The following is a 22,863-nucleotide window of genomic DNA, read 5'->3' on the forward strand; positions in this document are numbered from 1 at the left end:
CACAGCCGCCGGCTTTTTGACCTTTTTTGAACAAAACCATTGACGACGGATCATGATGATTATATAATAGAGACTGTCAGTAACAGAAAGCCCAGAACTGATACATAACCCGATTCCGTAGCTCAGCTGGGAGAGCGCTACCTTGACAGGGTAGAGGTCGCTGGTTCGAGCCCAGTCGGAATCATCGTTAGAACCCTTGCCTAGCAAGGGTTTTTTGTTTTTCTGAAAACGAATAATTGTTCTGTTTCTGTTTCTGTTGATTGGGGACGATCTTTATCCACCAGATTGTTTCTCAGTATTTTTTGGATCAAAACGATTAAGGTGTTCGACTTATCATCTGTCATCGTTAAAGTGACCGAGCTTTTGACACAATGGGATAGACGGCTACTTGGAGCAAAAACAGAAAATGTGGTTAAACGATTCCAGCTCATGTATGGGCTTAGTGCTGATGGTATCTATGGTCCGAAGACAAAAGCAGCTCTTCGAAAAGCATTGAAATAAGTAAATCCACTGTCCTTGATAGGGAATTTTTGTGTTTTAATAGTGAAAAGTTGGTTATAAGGTTAGGTAAAACGTGATATGATTGTAAAAAGGAGGTAATATGATGACATTTAAAAAAGCGTTCAATATAGGTTATTTTGTTTTGCTTTTATCTTTTATTGTCGTATATTTCTTGCTTCCAGTCGATCAAATATTTACTGCAATCATCATCCTAACCGTACTATTTGGAGTATATCAATTTGTGATTTTCAAAAAACTAAAAGAGCAAAAACAGCAATAAAAAAGCCCTAGTCTGCATTAGACTGGGGCCTTTTTTATTCAACCAGTTCCACACATATAAACTTTTCCTGCCGATCCTACTTCGTCCAGTTTTTTATTTTTACGTTTACTGTCCGAGAACATTTTCAAGTGTCTCTTTCTCCACAAATAACAAATATCAGTGTCGGCTCGTGTTCCCCAACGTGCGGAGAAGTAACCTGTTTTCATTTTCAATTGAATCATTATTTGAGCAGCGGCAGTAGCAATCCAGCCAACATAAGGAATGCGGTTTAAAATGGCTGCTACAATCACCCCTAAAGCTGCCTTTCCTTCTACTGTAATACGGTAATGATCATATTTGGACCATGCCCATTTGCCCTTTTGTTTCTGTGTTGTGAAATCATCATTTGCTAATTGTTCAATTGAATTAGTGACCGTTGGATTCATTTGATTTTCTAGTACAATGCTGTTTGCAATCTTATTTACCTGTTCTTCAATTGCTGCTATTTAGTCAGATTTTAGATAGTTACTAGAAACAGAAATATTACCTGTCTCTTTGTTAGAGGTATAGGTGATTGTGCCAAGTTCAGTTTTAAAAGTGGTAACATGTTGTGAATCGTTTTCCATGGTTTTTATATTTGTTTTCAATCCGTCTATTTCTTCGGTGAATTCTTCGTGATTTTTAAAAGAGTCGTTTTCTTTTGAGGTGTTTTTCTTGTTTGCAAAACTTGGGGGAACAGAGGTCAAAATCAGGGACAAGGACAACAAAATAATAAACAACGCCCGTTTTTTCATGTAATTCCTCCTATGGAAAATATAGTCTTGCGACACAATCTTATCTTTTTCAACAAATATAAAAAAGAGACTTAAATACCATTTTATAGGAGTGTTGTGTTTTCATTGTGTTAATAGCTGAATGCACTTTTTGAATTAATTAAAATAAGCGCTAATAGGGCTTGAGATTGTTGAAATTTATAAAAAAAGAAAATGATAACGTTCAAGCGAATACATATTTAATAAAATATTTAGTGGAGGGGAAAATGATATGAAGTCATTTTTACTAATTGGACAATCCAATATGGCGGGTCGAGGCTTCATGCATGAAGTGCCGCCAATTTATAATGAAAGAATCATGATGCTGCGAAATGGTAGATGGCAAATGATGACTGAACCTATTCATTTTGATAGGCCGGTAGCTGGCGTTGGACTGGCGGCTTCCTTTGCGGAGGCTTGGTGTAAGGATCATGAAGGAGAGAAGATTGGTCTGATTCCATGTGCCGAAGGTGGCAGTTCCATTGATGAGTGGTCACGAGAGGGGGCTTTATTTCGTCATGCAATAAATGAAGCTAAATTTGCAAAGGAAAATAGCGAATTGGCCGGGATATTATGGCATCAAGGAGAAAGTGACAGCCAAGATGGGAAGTACAAAGCATATTATGAAAAAATACTAAGATTATTTCATGAGCTAAGAACTGAATTATCTGCACCTAACATTCCGCTTTTGATAGGAGGTTTGGGCGATTTCTTGGGAAAGAGAGCATTTGGCGCAGGATGTGTGGAATATCAACTGATCAATGAGGAACTACAAAAATCTGCACATCATCATGAAAATTGTTATTATGTTACTGCGAAAGGCCTTATACCTAACCCGGACGGAATTCACATCAATGCGATGTCCCAGAGAATATTTGGTATAAGATATTATGAAGCATTTCGAAAAAAAGAACATATACATGAGCCAATAACAAATGAAAATGAGTTAGTGAATGAATGTCATAATAGAATGAATACCTCAGCGGAGAAAACATATATAGCACTAGAAAAATTCACGTTGGGCAAGATGACTTACGAAGAGTTGCTGCAGGCTTTAACGTAGGCAAAGCTCATGGTAGACTTTGAATGGACAGAAACATGACATATCTCTTGAAAGGATGATTGTGGTGGTGAAAACAGATAAAATCTCCTCCTGAATACAGTAAATCACATTCAGGAGGAGATAAAATTGTTTAAACAAATAGACGAAAATTATCTGCGAAAAGAGCACTTTCACCATTATATGACGTTAACCCGATGCTCATATAGCTTGGTGATCAATCTAGACATCACGAAATTGCATGCAATATTAAAAGAAAAAAAGCTGAAAGTATATCCTGTGCAAATTTATTTGTTAGCAAGAGCTGTGCAAAAAATTCCTGAGTTTCGGATGGATCAAGTGAACGATGAACTTGGTTACTGGGAGATTCTCCATCCTAGTTATACGATTCTAAATAAAGAAACAAAGACGTTTTCAAGTATTTGGACGCCTTTTGATGAAAACTTTGCTCAGTTTTATAAAAGCTGTGTAGCCGATATTGAAACATTTAGCAAAAGCAGCAACCTATTTCCGAAACCTCATATGCCAGAAAACATGTTCAATATTTCAAGTCTACCGTGGATTGATTTTACTTCTTTTAACCTTAATGTATCTACAGATGAAGCTTATTTACTGCCTATATTTACGATAGGCAAATTTAAGGTGGAAGAAGGAAAAATCATTTTGCCCGTTGCCATACAAGTACATCATGCTGTTTGTGATGGCTATCATGCCGGTCAATATGTTGAATATTTGAGGTGGCTTATTGAACATTGTGACGAGTGGTTAAATGATTCATTGCATATTACCTGAAGACAAAAGGTGCTCCCATGAAAATCTAGAAGATGAAGGTAGACTGAAATGAGTCTGCCTTTTTGTTTTGTGATGATAATGTGCCAAAGGTTTATTGATGTAACAATTGTTCTTTTTGCGGTTTCTTTTCGGTGCTTTGTAAATTCCTATATGTGATAATAAATGTAATATAAGGGAAATTAGTGGAAGGGGAATAAGGGATGGAGAAAGTTCTTTCTTCACATGTAGGTGTGAAAATAAATGAATGGTATAAAATGATTCGGCAATTCAGTGTACCCGACGCAGAGATTTTGAAAGCTGAGGTAGAACAAGAAATTGAACGAATGGAAGAGGATCAAGATTTACTCATTTATTATCAATTGATGTGCTTTCGACATCAAATCATGTTAGATTACATTAAACCTGTAGACTTTAATAAAAATAGACCAACCATTTCATCCCTCTTAGATCTGATAGAAACCTCTCAAGAAACGCTCACCGGCATGTTAGAGTATTACAATTTATTTTTCAGAGGCATGTATGAATTCAGTAATAAAGAATATGTAGAAGCGATAAAATATTATAGAAAAGCAGAAATAAAGCTGGAGATTGTTTCTGACGAAATTGAAAGAGCTGAATTCCATTTTAAAGTTGCAGAAGCTTATTACATTATGAAACAGACACATGTATCTATGCACCATATTCTGAAAGCAATGGAGATTTACGAACAATATGACCTGTATAAAGTAAGAAAGATTCAATGCTCATTTGTAATTGCAGGAAACTACGATGATATGAAACGCAGCGATAAAGCTCTTCCTCATTTGGAAAAATCTTTAAGGATGGCTGAAGAAATTCAAAACAATAGATTGATCTCATCAGCATATTATAATCTGGCTGATTGCTATGAATGTTTAGGTGATACAGATCAAGCTATTGCTTATTGTGAAAAGGCTGTTCGTATCAACAAAAATGAACGATATGACAACTTACCACATTCGCTTTATTTTCTGTCATCGTTATTGATGAAAAAAGGCGATTATAAAAAGGGAAAAGATGTCCTTGATTATGGCTTTTCGATCTCTGTTCAATATGATGACGATTTATACAAACGACTGTTCCACTTTATCAAAGCCCTATATGTTGATAAAGTAAATATTGACCAAATTAAACAGGTCTTTCATTTTTTAGATGAGAACAAAATTTATGCTTATTTAGAAGAGCTGTCTTATGATGTGGCAGGTGTGTTCAAATCTAAAAATGATCACGAAACAGCAAATGAATTTTTAATGAAAATGTTGGACGCGCAAACAAAAATTTTGAAAGGGGACTGTCTTTATGAGTATTAAAAAAGTTGTTTTTTGTGCATTGGCAGTCATTGTACTGGCATCTACTGCTGGTATTCCATCACTTTCTAAAAGTGATAACAGCAACATCGAGGTTGCTTCAAGAAAACAAACGTAAAAAAGCCTCCTCCAAGGGGCTTTTTTATTTTGTCGTAAAGCATACAGCCTTTAAGGTATCAGAGAGGATGAAAGGTTTATGATCTTCTCCTCCTCACCAGTTTATTAATAGATAAGTTTGAGTAGAGAATTCATAATGAACCAATGTTATACTGACCTTAATACAGATTGGGAGGCACCCAATTTGAAATCATTCTGGGAAAAAGAAGAAGAGAGCCCTTTCACATTAAAAAAGATAAATGAGGAACAAATTCGTGAAGCAGAGGGAGCTTTTGGAGTCACTTTACCTGATACATACAAAAAGCTCATTTTAGAATGGAATGGCGGTTTTACAGTTCGTAATGCTTTTCCAACTGGAACAGCCGAACTCATGGGCTGAGGATCATGTTCAATTTGACCATCTAAGAGGAATCGCCAAAGATGATGTCATTATGAATAGTCCCCAGTTAAGTGATGAATTGCATCTGCCTGAGGGACTTGTGATCATCAGCGGGGAAGAATATACATGAATCGCAATGGATTATCGAGAAACGAAGGAACATCCTCCTATTCACTATTTCGATTTAGAGCTGGAAGTAGATTTTAAGCTGGCAGATACTTTCGATGATTTTATTGAGAAGTTAATATACAGCTGAAGATGCGATGGTCGAAGTAGTAGAGATCGAGGGAAGCTTCGGATTTATAGATCAGTAAAGAAGAGCTTGAACATATATTTGAGAGGCAAGACCTTCGTCAGCAGAATCTCTTCAAAATGGCACATTATCCGATGGAAGAAACAGAAGAGATCGAATGGTTTTTCAATCGTATGAAACAATGCATCCAACAGATAAACGATCAACATGTTTTGTATGAAGCAGCGACAACGATTCACTCCATCCTTCTATTAAACCCAGATATGCCAAGAAATGACCGTATTAATCAAGAATTGCAAGAAATGGCTGAATTTCTAGAAAAGAGTGGAGAGCCTAATATCGCCTTTTTGGGAGAAGACATTCATCCAGTGGAAAAACGATAGTGAAAGAAGAAAAGCCCCTGTAAAGGGCTTTTTAAATGTATTTAAGACCTCTTTTTATTTAAAATTTTCATGATGAATAATGCTATATATGAAGCAATGAATGAGCCAAAAGTGTAAACAACTGCCCAGCCTAATAAGGAGACATTAAAAAGTGTAAATGTCAGGATGAGTAAAATGATAAAGCTCACAACTGGCATGAAATAAACTTTTTGTACATCAATGTGACGATAAAAGAAGCGATGATCATACTGACTGGAAGCAAGCTGAATGCGAATTCTAAATGAGTCATATCAATTCTCCTTTTAGAATCACTTATTAAATATTTTGAGAATATCATTTCTATTTTGTTCTAACATCAAAAAATCATATTCAGATACATGATTCTTATCCAGAATTTTGTCGAGACCTTTTATCTTTAAAGAATTCAATCTTTTTCCCTTTTGGTATGAATAAGAAGAAATTTCATATTCTCCAGTCTTTTTTTGGTTTAATAAGTAGATATGATCAGAATTTAAATAGAAGAACTTAACATTGAGTCCTTCCTCATGCTCTAAGGAATAGGATTCTTCTGGTTTCATCGTTTTTGTGTTAAATGTATAAATCTTAGAATTTGCAGTTAAGTGATATAAAATATCGCCTTTTATATAGAAGTGCTTTTCATTTGGTGGAATTAGTTTATCTTCACTTTTATAGCTGCCAAGTAAATATGCTCCTCTTAATTTTTTCTTTTCTATATCAAATACTGCTACTTTAAAAGACACATCCTTAGAATCTTCAGGAGTGTGATAGAGGATAAAATAAGCTAATTTGTCCTTAATGATAATATTTGAATAAACTTCCCAGTCTTCATTAATGAGTTTAATATGACCACCATTTTGAAGAGTCGGTTTGTCCTCTAAATTCAATTCTTGAAAAGTAGATCGATCAGTATCCATATTTTGATTGATCACGTAAATTTTATCTTCGTTGTTTCCTGTACTAACAAAGTATCCATTTAAAATCTGCTCGTGAAAGTTTTGACTGTTGCCCCATCTAATTAAACTTTTATAGTCCTTCTCTCCAAAACCTTGGTTGTTTAATGTATAAAATATTTCTTTGTTCTTTAAATATCCATTAGCTTGTCCATAACCAGTATGTACTTTATTTTTGAACTTAAAATGAGCAGTTTTTTTTCCAAGAATATTTATTTCTGAAGGGTTTTCTTTCAGTAACATCTGTTCACCTTGAGCAATAGAACCTAATTCAATTGCATCACCTTCTGAAGTAGTTAATTCACCTTTTTTATTCATATATATTGTGTAGCTCCCTTCACGCTGATAATCAATTGATGCTGAAAGGTAGATGGTAGCTAATTTGTCATTTAGAAATGAAGGTTTGAACTCATTTTCTGAAACGTGTGCAGCATGTTCTTTTAAGAATAAATTTTTTAGTAGATAATAGGAAGAAAACAAAACAAAACCAATGATGATGCTAATAACTAATTTTTTCTTGGGTCTCATTTTCAAAACAACCTTCCTCATTAGGGCTTGTATAATAAAAAGAACATTCTTAGAAAAATTCACTTCACTTAGAGAGTATTAAACCTCTCTAAAGGGAGCTTACTTTATTTAACTTTGGAAAGCTAATCAGAACGTATCCAAAAAAGCCCTAAAAAGGGCTTTTTTAATCTAATTCATGAAAAAACTGTTTGAGTTGATCAATGAAAACTGATTTGGATTTTCCTTTTTTATAAATGAACTCGATATTGATGTTGAAATTGATGGATGGATCGATTGAAATTTGTTTTAATGTTCCTTGTTCTACCTCATTTCTCACGCAATGATGAGGTAGAAACGATAGTCCCATTCCTTGAAGCACTAAATTTTTTGCGGTTTCCATATGATCAACCTCAATGGAAATGTTCGGTGTGATGCTGTTTTTTTGAAATAATCGGTGGAGCATCAACCAATCAAATGACCCATAGTCAAAGAAAATAAAAGGCTGTTCTTCTAGTTCTTTCATATTAATGTTGTCAAGGCTAGCGAGCGGGTGATGAGTTGGGACGAACAGCCCGATTGGATCACTGAAAATCGGGATCGATTCAATTTGAGGATGTGTTTCAGTCCTGACAATGCCAAAGACTACTTGGTTGTTAATCACTTTTTGGACAACATCCTTTGAGTGTCCTGTTACAATTTTCACTTTCAGGTTTTCGTATTTTTCTTTTAGGGCGGGCAATATGTTAGGCAATAGATTATTGGAAATAGAGGATGCGCATCCAATCGTCAATTCATAAGGAATCATCGTTTGTTTGAGACTATGCTTTGCTTCTTGATAAGAATGGAGGATCTTTTTGGCATGCGGGTAAAACTGTTCACCTTTTTCCGTCAGAGATAGTTTATTTCTCTGTCTATCAAATAATTTCAGGTCTAATTCTTTTTCTAACGATTGAATACGTGCCGAAACAGAAGGCTGGGTTAAATACAGTGCTTCCGCAGCTTTATTGATACTGCCTAGCTGGCATACGTAAATAAACGCTTCTATATTCTCAATATTCATTTTATCCCCTTATACTACGTTCTTTAAATGTTTAGCTTTTCAAGCTCATACACTAATTTTACAGCTTCTTTCGCCAAAATGACAGTAGGGTCAATCACTTTCACATCTTTAGTTGACCTTAAGACTAAGGGGATTTCTGTACAGCCGGCAATGATGGCTTCTGCCCCTTGATTGATTAAAATCTCTGCAGCTACCGCTAATTCACTTTCGCCTTTACTTAATTTTCCTGCTTTCACCGCATATATCCCATTCATAACGCTCTTCTGAAGATTTTCACTAGGAGTCATGACGTCAATCTTGTGATGAGCACAAGCCCTTTGATAGAGCTCGGTTTTTAATGTTCCATCAGTACATAGTAAGCCCACAGATGTATAGTGATGTTTGTTTAGGTAACTTGCGGTTTCTAATGGCATATTTATGATAGGGATATGAGTGGAATGTCGTACGTTTTCTAAAAAGAAGTGAGCGGTATTGCATGCAATGAGAATAAAGTCCGCTCCTGCACGTTCTAATCTCTTAGCTGATGCAATCATATCATCTGTAGGATCTTCGCCTTTCCCAAATATGGCATTGGTTCTATCAGGGATTTGCGGATAATTATCAGCAATCACATGGAGATGATCCTGATCTTTTATCGCTGGAGTATGAGAAATGATTTTTTTCATCAGATCAATCGTTGCTAAAGGACCCATCCCGCCCATAATTCCGATCGTTGTAGACATATACGCCACCACATTTCTTTTTTTTCTATTATAAAAAAAGAAAGCATGGTGAGCGTTATAGAAAAGTTCTATATGTATATAGAAGGTTTATCAAAAGCGTCTTTTACTGGCGCTTAGTGGTCCACTCCGATTGAAGAATCGCATATTGATATTCATCAACCCAATGTCCTTTTGACATATCATTTTGAAGCAAATGTCCTTCGCGTCTCATTTCTAAACGTTCCAGCACGCGAATAGATTTTTCCTTGCGCACATCAGTAAAGGCAATGATTTTATGCTTGTTCAGTGTAGTGAAAATATATTCGATCATTGAACTCAAGGCTTCGTGAATATAGCCCTTTCCTTTAAATAGGTTGCAATAGAGGGGTTTGCTCGGTATTGATAAAATGCATCGATATCTTGCAGATCAAATTGACGAATCGCTACCCGGTTTGTCCTTGTAAATATGCTGTTTGCATTCTTCATGTTTTACCCTCATTTTTAGTTTGTTCTTGATTTGAAAAAGTCTATTAGCCATTCAGATAGCTGCTGCTGTGCTTTGCTGACAAATCGATCTGCATAATAAGTTAATTCTAAGTGACGAACAGGTGCCGGATCAGCAATAGGAATCGAAACAATATTTGGCCATGTCGCATGTTGTTGCAGCAATCCTCGCGGCTGAATGGTTGCACCGATGCCGGCTTCAACCAGCTGCAATAATGAAGATGCGGACCCAACCTCCATGACAGTGTCTAGTTCCACACCCTGTTCTTTACATACGTCTTCTACTAAATCTCTTCCTAGATATCCCTTCGGATACATAACCAAAGCATGCTGCGTCAGCTCTTCCAATGTCACTTCACTCTGTTGGGCTAGTTCACTTTCTGAATGAGCAAATAATTCGTAGGGCTCACTTCCAAGTGGAATTTGAATGAGACGCTTATCCGCAGGCCCTCTCAGCCCGATGCCGAGATCCACCTTATGCGACAGAACCTCTTCACGAACGAAGATCGTTGAATATGCTTTCAGATTGGTTTCAGGATAAAGTGTTTTAAATTCTACAAATAGCGGAACAAGCTGAAAGTCAAGATCGGAAGGGAGAACGGCAAGTCGAACGTTTCCCCGTTTTTCAGATAGTAGTTCTTTCATCGCATTTTTTGCATCTCTTTCAGCTTGAAGCATTTTCATCCCATATTGATAAAGCAGAGTACCTGCTTCGGTTGCGACGACTTTTTTGCCGATTCGATCAAAGAGCGGCATCCCAACTTCTGCTTCAAGCAGCCGGATCTGCTGGCTTAATGTAGGCTGTGATATCCCTAATTGCTCAGCAGCTTTTGTGAAATGTAAATGATCGAATACAGCCATGAAATATGTAATATGCCGAGTATCCATTTGTCATCCTTTCATTAATAATAGTTTTTTACTATCATCATAATACGAATTATTGTATTGATCAATGAATGCGGCGGATTTATACTCAAAGTAACTTCAACAAGTAGAGAGGAAGAAGTGCATTGATGAAAAAAATATTTTATTTAGCCGCTTTATTTTTAGCTGCATTAAACTTGCGCCCAATCATTACGTCCGTGGCTTCTATGATGAGTATGATCCAATCAGAGCTTGGTGTGAACGCACTGACAGCCAGTCTTTTGACCACTTTGCCTGTCCTTTGTATGGGGGTGTTTGCTCCCGTTGCGACGACACTCAGCCGGCGTTTTGGTTTAGAGAGAACGCTTTTTTTCTCGATTCTTCTCATCACGATCGCCACAGCGCTGCGGGGTACAAGCCAATCGGTCGCTATTCTGCTCATGACTGCATTTGCAGGAGGGGTAGGGATTAGCTTCGCGGGTCCTTTATTGTCTAGTTTTATTAAAAAGTATTTCCCGAGAAATCCTGGTATTGTCAGTGTTTATTCCATTTCGATGACAATAGGTGCAGCACTTGCTTCCGGCTTCACCATTCCGATTTACCTACGCAGTCACCATCTTCCGTTTGCATTGTCTTGCTGGGCTATTCTAGGGGTAATCGCGCTTATTCTATGGGTAGGTATAGCTCGCAAAAATGAGCAGAGTGATCATGTAACCTTGCCGTTAAAATTGCCGCTGCGAAACAAAAAGGCGATTCAATTTACCTTGTTTTTTGGCTTTATGTCCAGCATGTTTTATTCTTTGACGGCATGGATTTCACCGATTGCTCTTAGTTTCGGAAACAGTCCGCAATATGCTGCCATGCTGCTGACCATATTTACACTCATTCAGATTCCGGTGGCACTACTCGTTCCAGCGGTCGTTACTCGATTAGGAAAACCGAAATTATTTCTCATCTTATGCAGTCTGTCTGAGCTGATTGGCCTCATCTTTCTTCTTCTGCCAATGCCGATCTTGCCAGCTGTCATTTTCCTAGGTATGGGTGCAGGTGGATTATTTCCTTTAGCGCTCATGCTACCGATTATAGAGACGCGTACTCCAGAGGAAGCCGGAACTTGGTCCGCCATGTCGCAGATGGGCGGGTATATCATGGGAGGATTCGGTCCGTTTTTCATTGGCTTGGTTTTCGATCTAAGCGGACATTTTTATGCTTCTATTGTGGCAATGCTTGTCATCGTCATGCTGATGATTGGCGTTCAGTTATCCATGAATCTCGGTAAAAAGCGTGAAGTAGGATCCAATTAACGATAAATTGACCGACGTTTTAATATGAGTGCTCAATTGAAATCGCCATAGCCTATTATTCTTAAATAAATAAGCTATGGCGATTATTTTTGCTCAATTTTAGAAACTACACCTGAACCAATTATCGTGCAAGATATTTTTCAACTTTACGGGTGGCCATTTCTGCAGCTTCCATGATCATTTCACCTAATGTTGGGTGAGGATGAATCGTCATTGCTAAATCTTCTACTGTAGCACCAATTTCAATAGAGAGAGAAAGTTCTGATATAAGAGTAGATGCTTCTGCACCTACGATTTGTGCTCCTAAAATAAGGCCAGATTCGGCATGAGCTACAATCTTCACAAATCCTTCTGGTTCTTTTAATGCCAGCGCTCGACCATTAATGGAGAACATTGTTTTTCCAATGACAGTCGGAATGGATTGTTGCTTGCAATCTGTTTCGCTCAGTCCAACACTTGTCAATTCTGGGCTGGAAAACACAACAAGTGGGATCGCTTTATAATCTATAATAGAAGGTTTACCAGCGATTGCCTCTGCTGCAACCTTCGCTTCATAGGAAGCTTTATGAGCCAGAGCAGGACCCTCGGTGATATCACCAATGGCATATATGTGCGGAATGGATGTTCTGCATTGTTCATCAACTTCAATCAGTCCGTGAGGGGTAATGGACAACCCGATAGAATCAAGGCCTAATGAATCATCTGTATTCGGTTTTCTTCCGACAGTAATCAGTGCATATTCCGCTTTCACCGTGCAGCTTTCTTTCTGTTTCTCATAATGAAGATCAATTCCGTTTATATGTTGCTTGGCATCTGTGACGTGTGCTCCTGTAATCAGGGTGATGTTATCTTCTTTCAATTGTCGAACGACAGGCGAGGCAAGTTCACTTTCAAAGCCAGGCAATACTTGATTGCCACCTTCCAAAATGGTGACGTTTGTTCCAAACCTTGCAAACATCTGTCCTAGTTCAACCCCAATATAACCACCTCCAACTACAACAAGGCTTTTCGGAATTTTAGGAAGGGATAGTGCTTCAGTTGAAGACAATATACGACCTCCGAAAGGGAGTGTTCTAATTTCGATTGGACGGGAACCAGTTGCTAGTATTAGGTGTTTGAAATTGATTCGCTTTTCACCTTTTTCGGCATGTTGAATCACCGCTGTATGATGATCGATCAAGCTTGCCTCACCTTCCAGAATGGTAACTCCCGCTGACTTTAGCAAAAATTGGACGCCTCCAGCTTGTTTTTTCACAACTGCTTTTTTGAACGCTTGAGCATCCTTGAAAGAGCCGCTTTCTTGAAAAACCCCCAATTGTGTGCGGAGTTTGAACCGCTCTGCTTCTGCTATTAGCGCTTTAGAAGGGATACAGCCTACATGGGTACATACTCCACCTAATTGATCACGCTCTACAATCGCTGTTTTCATGCCGAGATGAGCTGAACGTAATGCCGCCACGTAGCCTCCCGGACCTGATCCGATCACTAAAGTATCTACTGTTTCTAAATGAATCATTTCTTGCACCTCCACCTTAAAATATGATGATCATAATATATTATAGTCATCATATTTTGATGGAGTCAATCCCATCTAAGTGAGGAAAGATGGATTTCAGTCAATTGACACAAGAAAATATGATGATTATAATATTTTGATAAAGACACTTAAAAAGAGTTAAAGTGAAGGAGGGGAGTAAAAAGATGCCTTATCCGAAAGGTCATAAGTCAAAAGTGAGAGAGCAAATCATTGCAAGTGCTGCACGAGCATTTCGAACAAATGGCGTTCGTAATATCAGTTTGCCATTCATTATGAAAGGGGCAGGTCTAACTCATGGAGGGTTTTACGCTCATTTTAAGAACAAGGATCAGTTGGTGATAGAGGCTTTTCATTTTGCTATTACTGATACGATAAAGCTGCTGCAAAGTGTTGCAGACAAGAAAGCAGACCAGTCTCGAATTCAGACGATCATTGAATTCTATTTAAGTTCCGTTCACCGTGATCAGACGGAGGTCGGCTGTATACTGCCTGCACTTGCAGGGGAGATTTCTCAATTATCGCAAGAGGTACGGAAAGCCTATACGGCTGAATTGAAACGGTTTATGGCGTTTATAGCCGATACGGGAAACATCGGTCTCTCTACGAGTTACGCACTAGTAAGCAGCATGGTCGGTACAATCGCTCTTGCACGTGCTGTCAATGATTCGCAGTTCAGCGATCAATTGTTATTGGCAGGTAGAATACAGGCAAAACACATTCTAGAGGTGAATTAACATTCAAATAAAAACAGGGGGGATGTTGTGATGTTGATTAGAGAAGCAAGCATAGAAGATTATCCAAAATTAAGACAAATCTATTTAGAATCCCGCCGTCAGAGCTTTCACTGGCTCAATACAGAAGAAATCAATCTGCAAGATTTTGATCAAGATACGCTGGAAGAGCAAATTTTCTTAGCAGAGGAAAACAATAAAATCCTCGGATTCATTTCTCTATATGTACCAGATCGTTTTATTCACCTCTTGTTTGTACATCCCGAAGCTGCTGGTCAAGGAGCTGGCGACTTGCTTCTCAAACATGCTATAAAAGTGCTCGGAACACCGGTCACCCTCAAATGTGTCTCTGACAATCACAAAGCTTTGTCTTTTTATCAAAAAAGAGGCTGGAAGGCTGTTGTAGAAGAAGGGGAACCTGGGGCGAAATACTGGGTGCTTGTTTATGATAGAACGTAAAGAGTGTCTTTATTTTTCGCAGCCGGTTTTATAGATATTCTTTATTAAACTTACGTAGATGCTTTCATTTAACCAGAAATGCTATTGCTTTTTTGCTCGATTAAGAGTTTGATTATAATAGAGACAATAAAGCAGAAAACATTAGAATAATTCAGTATCATGAGCTCTAGTTATTTTTTTTACTTTTGCAAGATGTGTTCTGAGGAAAATTTTCACGAAAAGAACTAGAGGTGAATATGATGACAACCTATGAGTCGAAAGACATTTTAAAACAAGCAATCATGAAATCGTACAATCAATACGATGAAGAATTCGATATGATTCCAGAAGAAATGAAAGATGATCGAATAGAGGATGTAAGCCGAACTCCTGCAGAAAACTTGGCCTATCAAGTTGGTTGGACAACCCTGCTGCTTCAATGGGAGCAAAACGAAACTGAAGGAAAAGTTGTCCATACGCCAGCAGAAGGATACAAATGGAATCAGCTTGGCGCATTATATTCTCTTTTTAATGAGAAGTATGCCTGTCAATCACTAGTCGCATTAAGAGCTCAGCTCAAACAGAATGTGTTAACTATTTGTGATATGTTGGATCGTATGAGTGAAGCAGAAGTGTTTGAACCTCATCAACGAAAATGGGCGGATGGCGCTACAGCAAAGGCAGTTTGGCCAGTTTATAAATTTATTCGTGTGAATACCGTTGCCCCTTTTAAAAATTTCCGTACTCAAATTCGTAAATGGAAACGATTAAATCAAGTATGACGTGAAGGGTATACTTGATGTAAATATTTCGTTAGACCTGATTGTATCATCTTATTTCAGAGAGTACAGGGGCGCGAGCTCAGTTATTCCTCCTTATCAAAATGACGATCAATCACTTGGCTTCTTTAGAAGAAGCTTTTTTGTTCTTTTGCGGTTTCTTTTCGGTGCCGGATGGCTCATGAAATGATAATATATGTCATTATAGGGGAAATAGAGGAAGGGGTAAGGGCTGATGGAGAAAGTACTTTCTTCTCACGTCGGTTTGAAAATCAATGAATGGTATTATCATATTCAACGATTTAACGTACCGGACGCCGAAGCATATAAAGAGGAAATCAAATCAATGCTTGATCATATGGAAGAAAATCAAGATTTATTATTGTATTTCTCACTCATGGAGTTCAGACATAAATTAATGCTTGATTACTTAAATCCTTTAGAAAATGGGAAAGAGCGGGCGAACTTTAGGGAACTCGCAATGAAGATCAAAAGGGATCAAGAAAAATTAACAGGATTGCTCGAGTATTACTTTAATTTTTTCTACGGCATGTACGAATTTGAAAACTATGAATACCTAAATGCGATTACCTTCTATAAGCGGGCAGAAAAAAAGCTGTCTCTTGTCAGCGACGATATTGAACGTGCCGAGTTCAATTACAAGATGGCAGAAATCTATTACCACATGAAACAAACCCACATGTCGATGCACCATATCGCACAGGCGATAGAATGTTACCGAGAAAAAGATACATACACTGTTAGAGAGATTCAATGTTCTTTTGTCATTGGATTAAACTATATCGATATGGGCTGCCCCGAAAAAGCCATACCCCATTTTCAGCACGCACTAGAAAAAGCCGCCGACAACTCAACAAAACGATTAAAAGGATCAGCACTTTATAATTTAGGGTTGAGTTATTTTCATAACAAAGAATTAGCACAAGCGATTATTCACTTTAATGATTCAATTCGAGCATTTAAAGAGCAGGGATACGAGCATTTAAATAGAATCTTAGATCCGCTCATTATGTTGTCAAAAGCCTACTTCAAAAAGAAAGAACAGGACTTAGGTACATATGCATTAAATAACGGCATAGAACTATCTGAAAAGCTGAAAGACCATGTTCTATTATTGATATTCAAGTTTTTAAGATCCCTATACATTGACAACAATTTTGAGCAGTTGGAAAAAATAATGGAATTGTTAGAAGTAAAGTCAATGTATCCTGACCTCGAAGATTTAGCAAAAGATGCTGCAAAATATTATAATGAAATGGGAGATAAAGACAATGCGATGCATTTCTATGAAAAGATTCTTTATTTCCAAACTCAAGTAAAGCGGGGGGACTGTCAGTATGAAATTTAAAACGTTATCAGTAGTATTCGTGATGATTAGTGTCATAAGTGTTGTTGGTTATTTTACGTCTGAAGTGACAGCAAGTCATGATGAAGCTAGGAGAGGTCATACTGCAAGTATTGGTTATACTGCTTAAGTAAAAAGCCCTTTATGGGCTTTTTACTATAAAACGGAATATACGCTATGAACAAAGAATATTTTTTTCATAGAAAACATACTGAGGAGGAAGTGAAATGACAATGTTAAAATCAACAGTATTTCGAAAGATTTTCATTATATTTTTTGCTTTAACCTTTATGATTAGTCTGTTCAATATGGCTGTGTTTCCAGGGACGCCAGTGTCTTATTATGTTGGCCTGGTTTGTGAAATATTGTTTATCAGCTTGTTAAATGGTCTGTTTTTCGGAACAATTATCTATTTGATTGTCACCCTTCTCTTTACTAAATCTTCAAAGGAAAATCAATAAACAATTGAGCGGCTAAAGACCGTTCTTTTTTATTTTAAAAAATTGGATATGCTATTTAAAGAGAAAATGAGATGACTTAATTTATGATCTAAATCGCAATTCCTGTGAATGTTTTTCCAACATAATTCAATTATTTTTAATATCCTACTGTATTATATTTTAAAGGATGTTACCGTTGGATGTAAGGAATGATTGGCCAATCTTCCAATAAGAGTTGGAGGGAAATCATGAATTACAAAATTGAAATGTTAACGAATATGAAAATGGTGTTTATGAGAAATATAGGACCATATGGTAGCAAAGAAAATGTAGAGATGATGAAGAGATTTAAAAAATGGATCAATCAACATCAATTAAATGATGAATTAAAGGAATTTGGTATATATGGTGTTCCTCAAGATGATCCTGGAAAAATTTCACCAGAAAAATGCAGATACGACCTCATGTTGATGACAAATAGAGATTTCTCAAAAGATCAAATGGTTCAGACTGGACATTTTGAAGGGGGAAAGTATGCTGTGTTTACAGTGACACATACAACCGAAAAAGTGAATTTGTTTTGGAGCCAATTGCCTCAAATGATCCAAAACAATCAATTGAACATGCGTCAGGCATCTATTATGGAGAGATATAGAGAAGAAGAAGGCATGTGTGAGTTCTTACTGCCTATCTTTTAAACACTTGAATGAAGTTCAATGGGAAAGCAGATCTTTATGGTCTGTTTTCTTCATATAAATATTCTTAAATCACCTTACTTCAAATGCTATACTATGGCTAAACCATTCATGAAGGGTCATGATAGGAGGAGCATTGAGTGATATTCATCATAGGCATTATCACTGCTTTTATGATTACTATTTTAGGTTTTACTGTTTTCGTAGATGTAGGGAATGGATGGGGAACGGCTCTTAGCATCATCGGAGGACTGGTCATTTTAATCATAGCCGGTAGATGTCAAAGACGAAAAGAACAGAATGATCCCAACATATTATTGGACAAAATGATGATGCTTTTTCACGAAGATGGGTTTCAGGCATCTACCTATATCTTTTCGGAGCAAGTTGATAAGGGCTTTGCGATTGATGATGAGTTAAAGAAAATGCGCTTTATTGAACATCAGCCTGGCGGGTCAACTAGAAAAAATAGATTTGCAGTCACTGAACTATCCATGAAAGATTTGAAACAAGTTGAGATGTTAGAAGATGGTGTGCCGATTGATGATGTAGCGGAGAGTGATGATCAAGAAGAGGTTTCGACGCTTGAATTAAGGTTCACAATGAATGATCAAGTATCGTCCACGATGACAATCAACTTCTTGTGTTTTGATGTGCCTGTTCGTAAGAGCAATGTTCAATACTTAAGTGAACGGGAAAATTTACAGGAGATTTATCATGATATTGATGCAATGATCGGATGAAATTGAATATCATCGCACATAGAGAAGAAATCACAGTTGATGTGGTTTCTTTTTTTGTGTGCAACAAGACAAAGCAGGTCCAGTCATTGTAGTTGAATGTTTTTCTCAAAAATGAATAAAGATAGACTAGACGCAAAAGCGAACATGGAGATAGAAAGAACGCTCATGTGATGAGGAGGAAATATAAATGAAAAAGCTATGCAGGGAAGTCTGGATCGAAGTCAATCTCGATGCGATTAAAAGAAATATCGAAGCCATTCAAGCGCATATTCCAAGGAAAAGTAAGATCATGGCTGTCGTGAAGGCGAATGCTTATGGACATGGCTCAGTGGAGGTAGCCCGGCAGGCACTGGAAAGCGGTGCGACGGAGCTCGCAGTTGCTAGCTTGGAGGAAGGCATTGTGCTGCGAAGAGCAAAAATTGAAGCACCGATTTTGGTTCTTGGATTTACCCCGCTCGACTGTGTGAAAAGGGCTGCGGCCTGGAGAATTGATCTATCTGGCCTTCGTGAAGACTGGATTGTTGAAGCAAATGAGATCTTAGCGGAAGAAGAAAGTCAGCGCCGGCTTGGGATTCATGTCAATGTCGACACAGGGATGGGACGATTAGGTGTACGAACGAAGGAAGAGCTGTTAGGAGTGGTGGAAGCTCTTGAAAAGAGTGAAAACCTTAGATGGGACGGGATTTTTACGCATTTCTCCACTGCAGATGAGCCTGACCCTGACTTCACGCTGCTGCAGCACAGCATTTTTATTGAATTTCTTCGCTTTTTGAAAAAACAAGGAATTAAGCTGCCAACCGTACATATGAACAATACAGCGGCTGCTATCGCGTTTCCTGAATTTAGCGCCGATATGATTCGGCTGGGCATCGGGCTATATGGTCTGTATCCCTCGCAATACATTGAAAGCTTAGACGCTGTTCAGCTAGAGCCCGCTCTCAGTTTAAAAGCAAGGATTGCGTTCGTAAAGGAAATGGTGACAGAGCCAAGGACCGTCAGTTATGGTGCAACATATGTAGCAAAACCGGATGAAGTCATTGCGACCATACCGATCGGTTACGCAGATGGGTACTCACGTGCTTTATCAAATCGGGGATTTATGCTTTTCCGCGGAAAACGAATGCCGATTGCTGGCCGAGTCACAATGGATATGACGATGATCAGTTTAGGAGAAATGAAAGCAAAGCAAGGTGAGGAAGTCGTCATATACGGTCGTCAAAAGGGCGGAGAAATTTCTGTCGATGAAATCGCCGAAATGCTCAATACAATCAACTACGAAGTCATCGCCACCTTAAGCCGCCGCGTCCCAAGATTTTATCGTCGAGGCGGGAAGATTATTAAAATATCAACGCCGGTGATGTATGTGTGAGGGTAAATAGCAGATGTACTTTGGAGATATTCATTCTGGTGTACAATGATAAAAATTAAATTTTATTACAAATATGTCGATAAAAGGAGGGATATTTAAGATTTGGAGGAAAAAAATGATGAAAAAAGGTTTATTTTTAGTGCTTTTGACCATTTTTATGATGGTCACAATTCATCCGTTAAAAGCTTATGCAGCAGAGACAAATGGCTGGAAGAAGCGAGCGGACTTACCGGAAGAGAGACTTCATTCTAGTTCCGCAGTAGTAGATGGGAAGATTTTTGTTTTTGGGGGAAGCAGTGAAAAATCATATAGTAATAAAAATACCTACATGTATGATCCTCACAAAAATGAGTGGAGTTCAAAAGCTGACATGCCAAGAGAAAGAACAGATAGTGCTGCAGTGGCGATAGGTGAAAAAGTATATATCATTGGAGGAGCATATCAAGATAGCACAAATACGATTGATATTTATGATGCAGAATTAGATACATGGGCAGAAGCACCAATTAATATACCATACCTAGCTGTGACAAAAGGCGATATAAGTGCAAGTGTTGTAAATGATAAAATTTATATTCTTGCAACGAATAAAAGTCCTAATCAAGAACATAATTTTTATAGTTATGATACAAAAACGGATAAATGGCAACAATTAAAAATGTTTCCTCAGCAATTTACTGGTATGTCTATGTCAGAAGTCATTAACAATAAAATCTATGCCACAGGTGGGGAAAGAACAGTTAGTAATCATAAAAATGCCCAAGTATATGAATATAGCATTGAAACAAATCAATGGGTACAAACAAAGTCACAGTTGAAGTTTTATCAACTAGGGGCTGCATTTACAACATATCAGGGGAAATTGTTTATGGCTGGCGGTCAGTATGACGATGACAGATCCAGCCTAATCTCACCTTATACACAATATTATGATGTTATGTCTAATTCTGTGAAAAAAAGTATAAGCAAATTGCCTGAAGCTAGAGTGGGATCAAGTGCTGTAACACTTGATGGTACGATATATATCATAGGTGGAAGGAATTTCAAAGAATATTATCATTCAAAATCGATTAAAAGTGATTACAAATCAGTGATTTCTATTTCATTAAAAGAATTGCAAATTGCTGAAGGTGAAGCAAAGCCAGATGATGGCACAACCGAAGAACCAAAAGATCAGGACGGGACAAAGCCTGATGATGGGTCAACAGAAGAGCCGAAAGATCAGGACGGAACTAAGCCTGGTGATGGCACAACCGAAGAACCGAAAGATCAGGACGGAACTAAGCCTGGTGATGGCACAACCGAAGAACCGAAAGATCAGGACGAAACTAAGCCTGGTGATGGCACAACCGAAGAACCGAAAGATCAGGACGGAACAAAACCTGGAGAAGAAGTAACAAAAGGTATACTTTCAATTACCATGATAAACGGACTGCAAAAGGATTATTTGCTATCAACGAAAGAAATTAACGATTTTCTTAACTGGTATAAAGAAAGAAGTTTTGGAATTGGGATGAACTTCTATGAAATCAATGATGAACACAATAAAGGCCCCTTCACAAGTAAGAAGGATTACGTGGTGTACCAAAATATCTTAATGTTTGATATCAAACAATACTGATATTTTTAAAATGGTAAAGCTGCTGATTTAAAATCAGCAGCATTTTTTATAGAATTGTTAAAGTTAGGATCAACGTCATGAAAAAAAGTGATATTTTTTTAAAAATCTGCTAAACATCCTATAAACACGTCCGATAATAGAATTGTCAGGGTTGATAAGCCCTAGAATAACGGACTTTTTTCAGACAAGGACGTCTGTCAGGTCCCACATACATGGAGGTAATAGGAAATGAGAATTAACCACAATATCGCAGCACTTAACACATTAAACCGTTTGTCTGCAAACACCGCTTCAAGCCAAAAGAACATGGAGAAACTTTCTTCTGGTCTTAAAATCAACCGTGCAGGAGATGACGCAGCAGGTCTTGCCATCTCTGAAAAAATGCGTGGACAAATCCGCGGATTAGAAATGGCATCTAAAAACGCACAAGACGGTATCTCTCTTATCCAAACAGCTGAAGGTGCATTGACTGAAACTCACTCAATCCTTCAACGTGTTCGTGAACTAACTGTTCAAGCGGGTAATACTGGTACACAAGATGCTACTACAGATCTTAAAGCAATCCAAGATGAGATCGACAACCTTTTAGATGAAGTAGATGGTATCTCTAATCGTACTGCATTCAACGGTAAAAAATTACTTGATGGTACGGCTACAGATGGATTTACTTTCCAAATCGGTGCTAACAAAACTCAACAATTAACTGTTAATATTGGTAACATGGGTACTGCTGCTACTGGTCTTGATATGTTGAAAGCAGATTACGTTGTAACAACTGCTACAGCTGCTAATACAGATGCTTTATTAGACAAAGTAGATGCTGCAATCAATAAAGTATCTTCTGAGCGTGGTAAACTTGGTGCGGTTCAAAACCGTCTAGAGCACACAATCAACAACCTTGGTGCTTCTGGTGAAAACTTAACAGCTGCTGAGTCTCGTATCCGTGACGTTGACATGGCGAAAGAAATGAGTGAGTTCACGAAGAACAACATTCTTTCTCAAGCGTCTCAAGCAATGCTTGCACAAGCGAACCAACAGCCACAAAACGTACTTCAATTACTACGTTAATGACAGGCCCCTTTATGGGGCTTTTTTTTATGCTGTTTTTTTCTTCGTATTTTCTCCAGTCTTATGATTCTTAAATCCCTCTGACAAATCATGAAAAATGACCTTTAAATTTGGCATACTCTAGCGAAACGATCATAACGAATGAGACTTTCACCTCATTTATTCCTTTTTTGTTAAACAAATTCCATTAATGTTCGATAAATGGATTGTAAGGCTTACGAAAAAATTCTAATTTAGAACTTTTGGACAAGGATGTTCAATTGGTTCAAACACATGGAGGTCAT

28 protein-coding genes, 1 tRNA gene and 1 pseudogene are annotated in these 22,863 nt (G+C 37.7%); 20 read left to right on the forward strand and 10 right to left on the reverse strand.

The features are described from left to right. Positions 1 to 111: 111 nt before the first annotated feature. The 3 genes and pseudogenes from MHH41_RS05830 to MHH41_RS05840 all read left to right on the forward strand — a co-directional run bounded on the left by MHH41_RS05830 (position 112) and on the right by MHH41_RS05840 (position 781). Positions 112 to 184 (forward strand) — tRNA-Val (locus tag MHH41_RS05830). Positions 185 to 367: 183 nt separating this feature from the next. Next, positions 368 to 501 (forward strand): annotated as a pseudogene (locus tag MHH41_RS05835) (peptidoglycan-binding domain-containing protein); the annotation flags it as partial. A gap of 103 nt (positions 502 to 604) precedes the next feature. Beyond that, entirely contained in the window at positions 605 to 781 is a 177-nt protein-coding gene (locus MHH41_RS05840) for a hypothetical protein (protein WP_189318130.1), read from the forward strand. Between the two features lie 38 nt (positions 782 to 819). Here MHH41_RS05840 and MHH41_RS05845 read toward each other — a convergent pair whose 3' ends face one another. Both MHH41_RS05845 and MHH41_RS05850 read right to left on the reverse strand, forming a co-directional pair. Then, the gene (locus MHH41_RS05845; protein WP_340865896.1) at positions 820 to 1,206 is read right to left on the reverse strand and encodes a hypothetical protein; all 387 of its coding nucleotides are present in this window, start codon (positions 1,204 to 1,206) and stop codon (positions 820 to 822) included. Positions 1,207 to 1,266: 60 nt separating this feature from the next. Continuing rightward, entirely contained in the window at positions 1,267 to 1,554 is a 288-nt protein-coding gene (locus MHH41_RS05850; RefSeq protein WP_340865897.1) for a hypothetical protein, read from the reverse strand. Between the two features lie 250 nt (positions 1,555 to 1,804). Here MHH41_RS05850 and MHH41_RS05855 point away from each other — a divergent pair, with 250 nt between their 5' ends. The 6 genes from MHH41_RS05855 to MHH41_RS18815 all read left to right on the forward strand — a co-directional run bounded on the left by MHH41_RS05855 (position 1,805) and on the right by MHH41_RS18815 (position 5,881). Further along, complete coding sequence (locus MHH41_RS05855; RefSeq protein WP_268458834.1) at positions 1,805 to 2,635, forward strand: sialate O-acetylesterase; 831 nt, start codon at positions 1,805 to 1,807, stop codon at positions 2,633 to 2,635. Positions 2,636 to 2,761: 126 nt separating this feature from the next. Then, entirely contained in the window at positions 2,762 to 3,424 is a 663-nt protein-coding gene (locus MHH41_RS05860) for a type A-6 chloramphenicol O-acetyltransferase Cat86 (RefSeq protein WP_050945244.1), read from the forward strand. A gap of 200 nt (positions 3,425 to 3,624) precedes the next feature. After that, positions 3,625 to 4,752: a Rap family tetratricopeptide repeat protein gene (locus tag MHH41_RS05865; protein ID WP_335365319.1), complete on the forward strand. Its 1,128-nt coding sequence runs from the start codon at positions 3,625 to 3,627 to the stop codon at positions 4,750 to 4,752. Continuing rightward, positions 4,742 to 4,867 (forward strand): hypothetical protein, encoded by a 126-nt coding sequence (locus MHH41_RS05870; protein ID WP_262982764.1) that lies wholly within the window; start codon positions 4,742 to 4,744, stop codon positions 4,865 to 4,867. The genes MHH41_RS05865 and MHH41_RS05870 overlap by 11 nt, the downstream gene beginning before the upstream one ends. A gap of 183 nt (positions 4,868 to 5,050) precedes the next feature. After that, a complete protein-coding gene (locus MHH41_RS18810) occupies positions 5,051 to 5,245 on the forward strand; it encodes an SMI1/KNR4 family protein (protein ID WP_417894806.1) in 195 nt (64 codons plus the stop codon). A gap of 372 nt (positions 5,246 to 5,617) precedes the next feature. Further along, positions 5,618 to 5,881, forward strand: coding sequence for a hypothetical protein (locus MHH41_RS18815; protein WP_417894809.1), 264 nt, complete (start codon positions 5,618 to 5,620; stop codon positions 5,879 to 5,881). 41 nt (positions 5,882 to 5,922) lie between these two features. Here the strand turns inward: MHH41_RS18815 and MHH41_RS05880 are convergent, their stop codons facing one another. The 7 genes from MHH41_RS05880 to MHH41_RS05905 form a co-directional block, all read right to left on the reverse strand. Continuing rightward, positions 5,923 to 6,078: a DUF2651 family protein gene (locus MHH41_RS05880; protein WP_335365320.1), complete on the reverse strand. Its 156-nt coding sequence runs from the start codon at positions 6,076 to 6,078 to the stop codon at positions 5,923 to 5,925. 111 nt (positions 6,079 to 6,189) lie between these two features. After that, positions 6,190 to 7,380, reverse strand: coding sequence for a hypothetical protein (locus MHH41_RS05885; protein WP_340865901.1), 1,191 nt, complete (start codon positions 7,378 to 7,380; stop codon positions 6,190 to 6,192). 163 nt (positions 7,381 to 7,543) lie between these two features. Next, positions 7,544 to 8,419 (reverse strand): LysR family transcriptional regulator, encoded by an 876-nt coding sequence (locus MHH41_RS05890; RefSeq protein WP_340865902.1) that lies wholly within the window; start codon positions 8,417 to 8,419, stop codon positions 7,544 to 7,546. A 23-nt stretch (positions 8,420 to 8,442) separates the two neighbouring features. Then, a complete protein-coding gene (locus tag MHH41_RS05895; protein ID WP_340865903.1) occupies positions 8,443 to 9,141 on the reverse strand; it encodes an aspartate/glutamate racemase family protein in 699 nt (232 codons plus the stop codon). Between the two features lie 103 nt (positions 9,142 to 9,244). Further along, positions 9,245 to 9,451, reverse strand: a complete 207-nt coding sequence (locus MHH41_RS18820) for a GNAT family N-acetyltransferase (protein ID WP_445661606.1) — start codon at positions 9,449 to 9,451, stop codon at positions 9,245 to 9,247. Positions 9,452 to 9,456: 5 nt separating this feature from the next. Further along, positions 9,457 to 9,606: a hypothetical protein gene (locus MHH41_RS18825; protein WP_240792635.1), complete on the reverse strand. Its 150-nt coding sequence runs from the start codon at positions 9,604 to 9,606 to the stop codon at positions 9,457 to 9,459. Positions 9,607 to 9,621: 15 nt separating this feature from the next. Then, a complete protein-coding gene (locus MHH41_RS05905; protein ID WP_253622710.1) occupies positions 9,622 to 10,512 on the reverse strand; it encodes a LysR family transcriptional regulator in 891 nt (296 codons plus the stop codon). Between the two features lie 125 nt (positions 10,513 to 10,637). Between MHH41_RS05905 and MHH41_RS05910 the strand changes: the two genes are divergently transcribed. Then, positions 10,638 to 11,792 carry an MFS transporter gene (locus MHH41_RS05910; RefSeq protein WP_050945238.1) on the forward strand — a complete coding sequence of 385 codons (1,155 nt, stop codon included), beginning with the start codon at positions 10,638 to 10,640 and terminating at the stop codon, positions 11,790 to 11,792. Positions 11,793 to 11,913: 121 nt separating this feature from the next. Here the strand turns inward: MHH41_RS05910 and lpdA are convergent, their stop codons facing one another. Beyond that, positions 11,914 to 13,308 carry a dihydrolipoyl dehydrogenase gene (gene lpdA / locus MHH41_RS05915; RefSeq protein WP_340865904.1) on the reverse strand — a complete coding sequence of 465 codons (1,395 nt, stop codon included), beginning with the start codon at positions 13,306 to 13,308 and terminating at the stop codon, positions 11,914 to 11,916. Between the two features lie 185 nt (positions 13,309 to 13,493). Between lpdA and MHH41_RS05920 the strand changes: the two genes are divergently transcribed. The 10 genes from MHH41_RS05920 (at position 13,494) to hag (ending at position 22,579) form a co-directional block, all read left to right on the forward strand. Next, positions 13,494 to 14,063, forward strand: a complete 570-nt coding sequence (locus tag MHH41_RS05920) for a TetR/AcrR family transcriptional regulator (RefSeq protein ID WP_340865905.1) — start codon at positions 13,494 to 13,496, stop codon at positions 14,061 to 14,063. 30 nt (positions 14,064 to 14,093) lie between these two features. Continuing rightward, on the forward strand, positions 14,094 to 14,519 hold the full coding sequence (locus tag MHH41_RS05925) for a GNAT family N-acetyltransferase (protein ID WP_212046032.1): 426 nt from the start codon (positions 14,094 to 14,096) through the stop codon (positions 14,517 to 14,519). A 239-nt stretch (positions 14,520 to 14,758) separates the two neighbouring features. Beyond that, positions 14,759 to 15,280 (forward strand): ClbS/DfsB family four-helix bundle protein, encoded by a 522-nt coding sequence (locus tag MHH41_RS05930; RefSeq protein WP_340865906.1) that lies wholly within the window; start codon positions 14,759 to 14,761, stop codon positions 15,278 to 15,280. Between the two features lie 232 nt (positions 15,281 to 15,512). Continuing rightward, entirely contained in the window at positions 15,513 to 16,646 is a 1,134-nt protein-coding gene (locus MHH41_RS05935; protein ID WP_050945233.1) for a Rap family tetratricopeptide repeat protein, read from the forward strand. A 224-nt stretch (positions 16,647 to 16,870) separates the two neighbouring features. Next, complete coding sequence (locus tag MHH41_RS05940) at positions 16,871 to 17,104, forward strand: hypothetical protein (RefSeq protein WP_340865909.1); 234 nt, start codon at positions 16,871 to 16,873, stop codon at positions 17,102 to 17,104. A 227-nt stretch (positions 17,105 to 17,331) separates the two neighbouring features. Beyond that, positions 17,332 to 17,781 carry a GyrI-like domain-containing protein gene (locus tag MHH41_RS05945; RefSeq protein ID WP_106035848.1) on the forward strand — a complete coding sequence of 150 codons (450 nt, stop codon included), beginning with the start codon at positions 17,332 to 17,334 and terminating at the stop codon, positions 17,779 to 17,781. A 137-nt stretch (positions 17,782 to 17,918) separates the two neighbouring features. Then, on the forward strand, positions 17,919 to 18,521 hold the full coding sequence (locus MHH41_RS05950; RefSeq protein WP_340865910.1) for a hypothetical protein: 603 nt from the start codon (positions 17,919 to 17,921) through the stop codon (positions 18,519 to 18,521). A 187-nt stretch (positions 18,522 to 18,708) separates the two neighbouring features. Further along, entirely contained in the window at positions 18,709 to 19,890 is a 1,182-nt protein-coding gene (alr, locus tag MHH41_RS05955; protein WP_111912350.1) for an alanine racemase, read from the forward strand. Between the two features lie 118 nt (positions 19,891 to 20,008). Next, entirely contained in the window at positions 20,009 to 21,511 is a 1,503-nt protein-coding gene (locus MHH41_RS05960) for a Kelch repeat-containing protein (protein ID WP_340865913.1), read from the forward strand. A gap of 228 nt (positions 21,512 to 21,739) precedes the next feature. Then, positions 21,740 to 22,579, forward strand: a complete 840-nt coding sequence (gene hag, locus MHH41_RS05965; RefSeq protein WP_106029857.1) for a flagellin Hag — start codon at positions 21,740 to 21,742, stop codon at positions 22,577 to 22,579. The last annotated feature ends 284 nt before the right edge of the window (positions 22,580 to 22,863 follow it).

It is taken from the genome of Bacillus sp. FSL K6-1145, from assembly GCF_038003425.1.
GTDB lineage: Bacteria > Bacillota > Bacilli > Bacillales > Bacillaceae > Bacillus > Bacillus pumilus.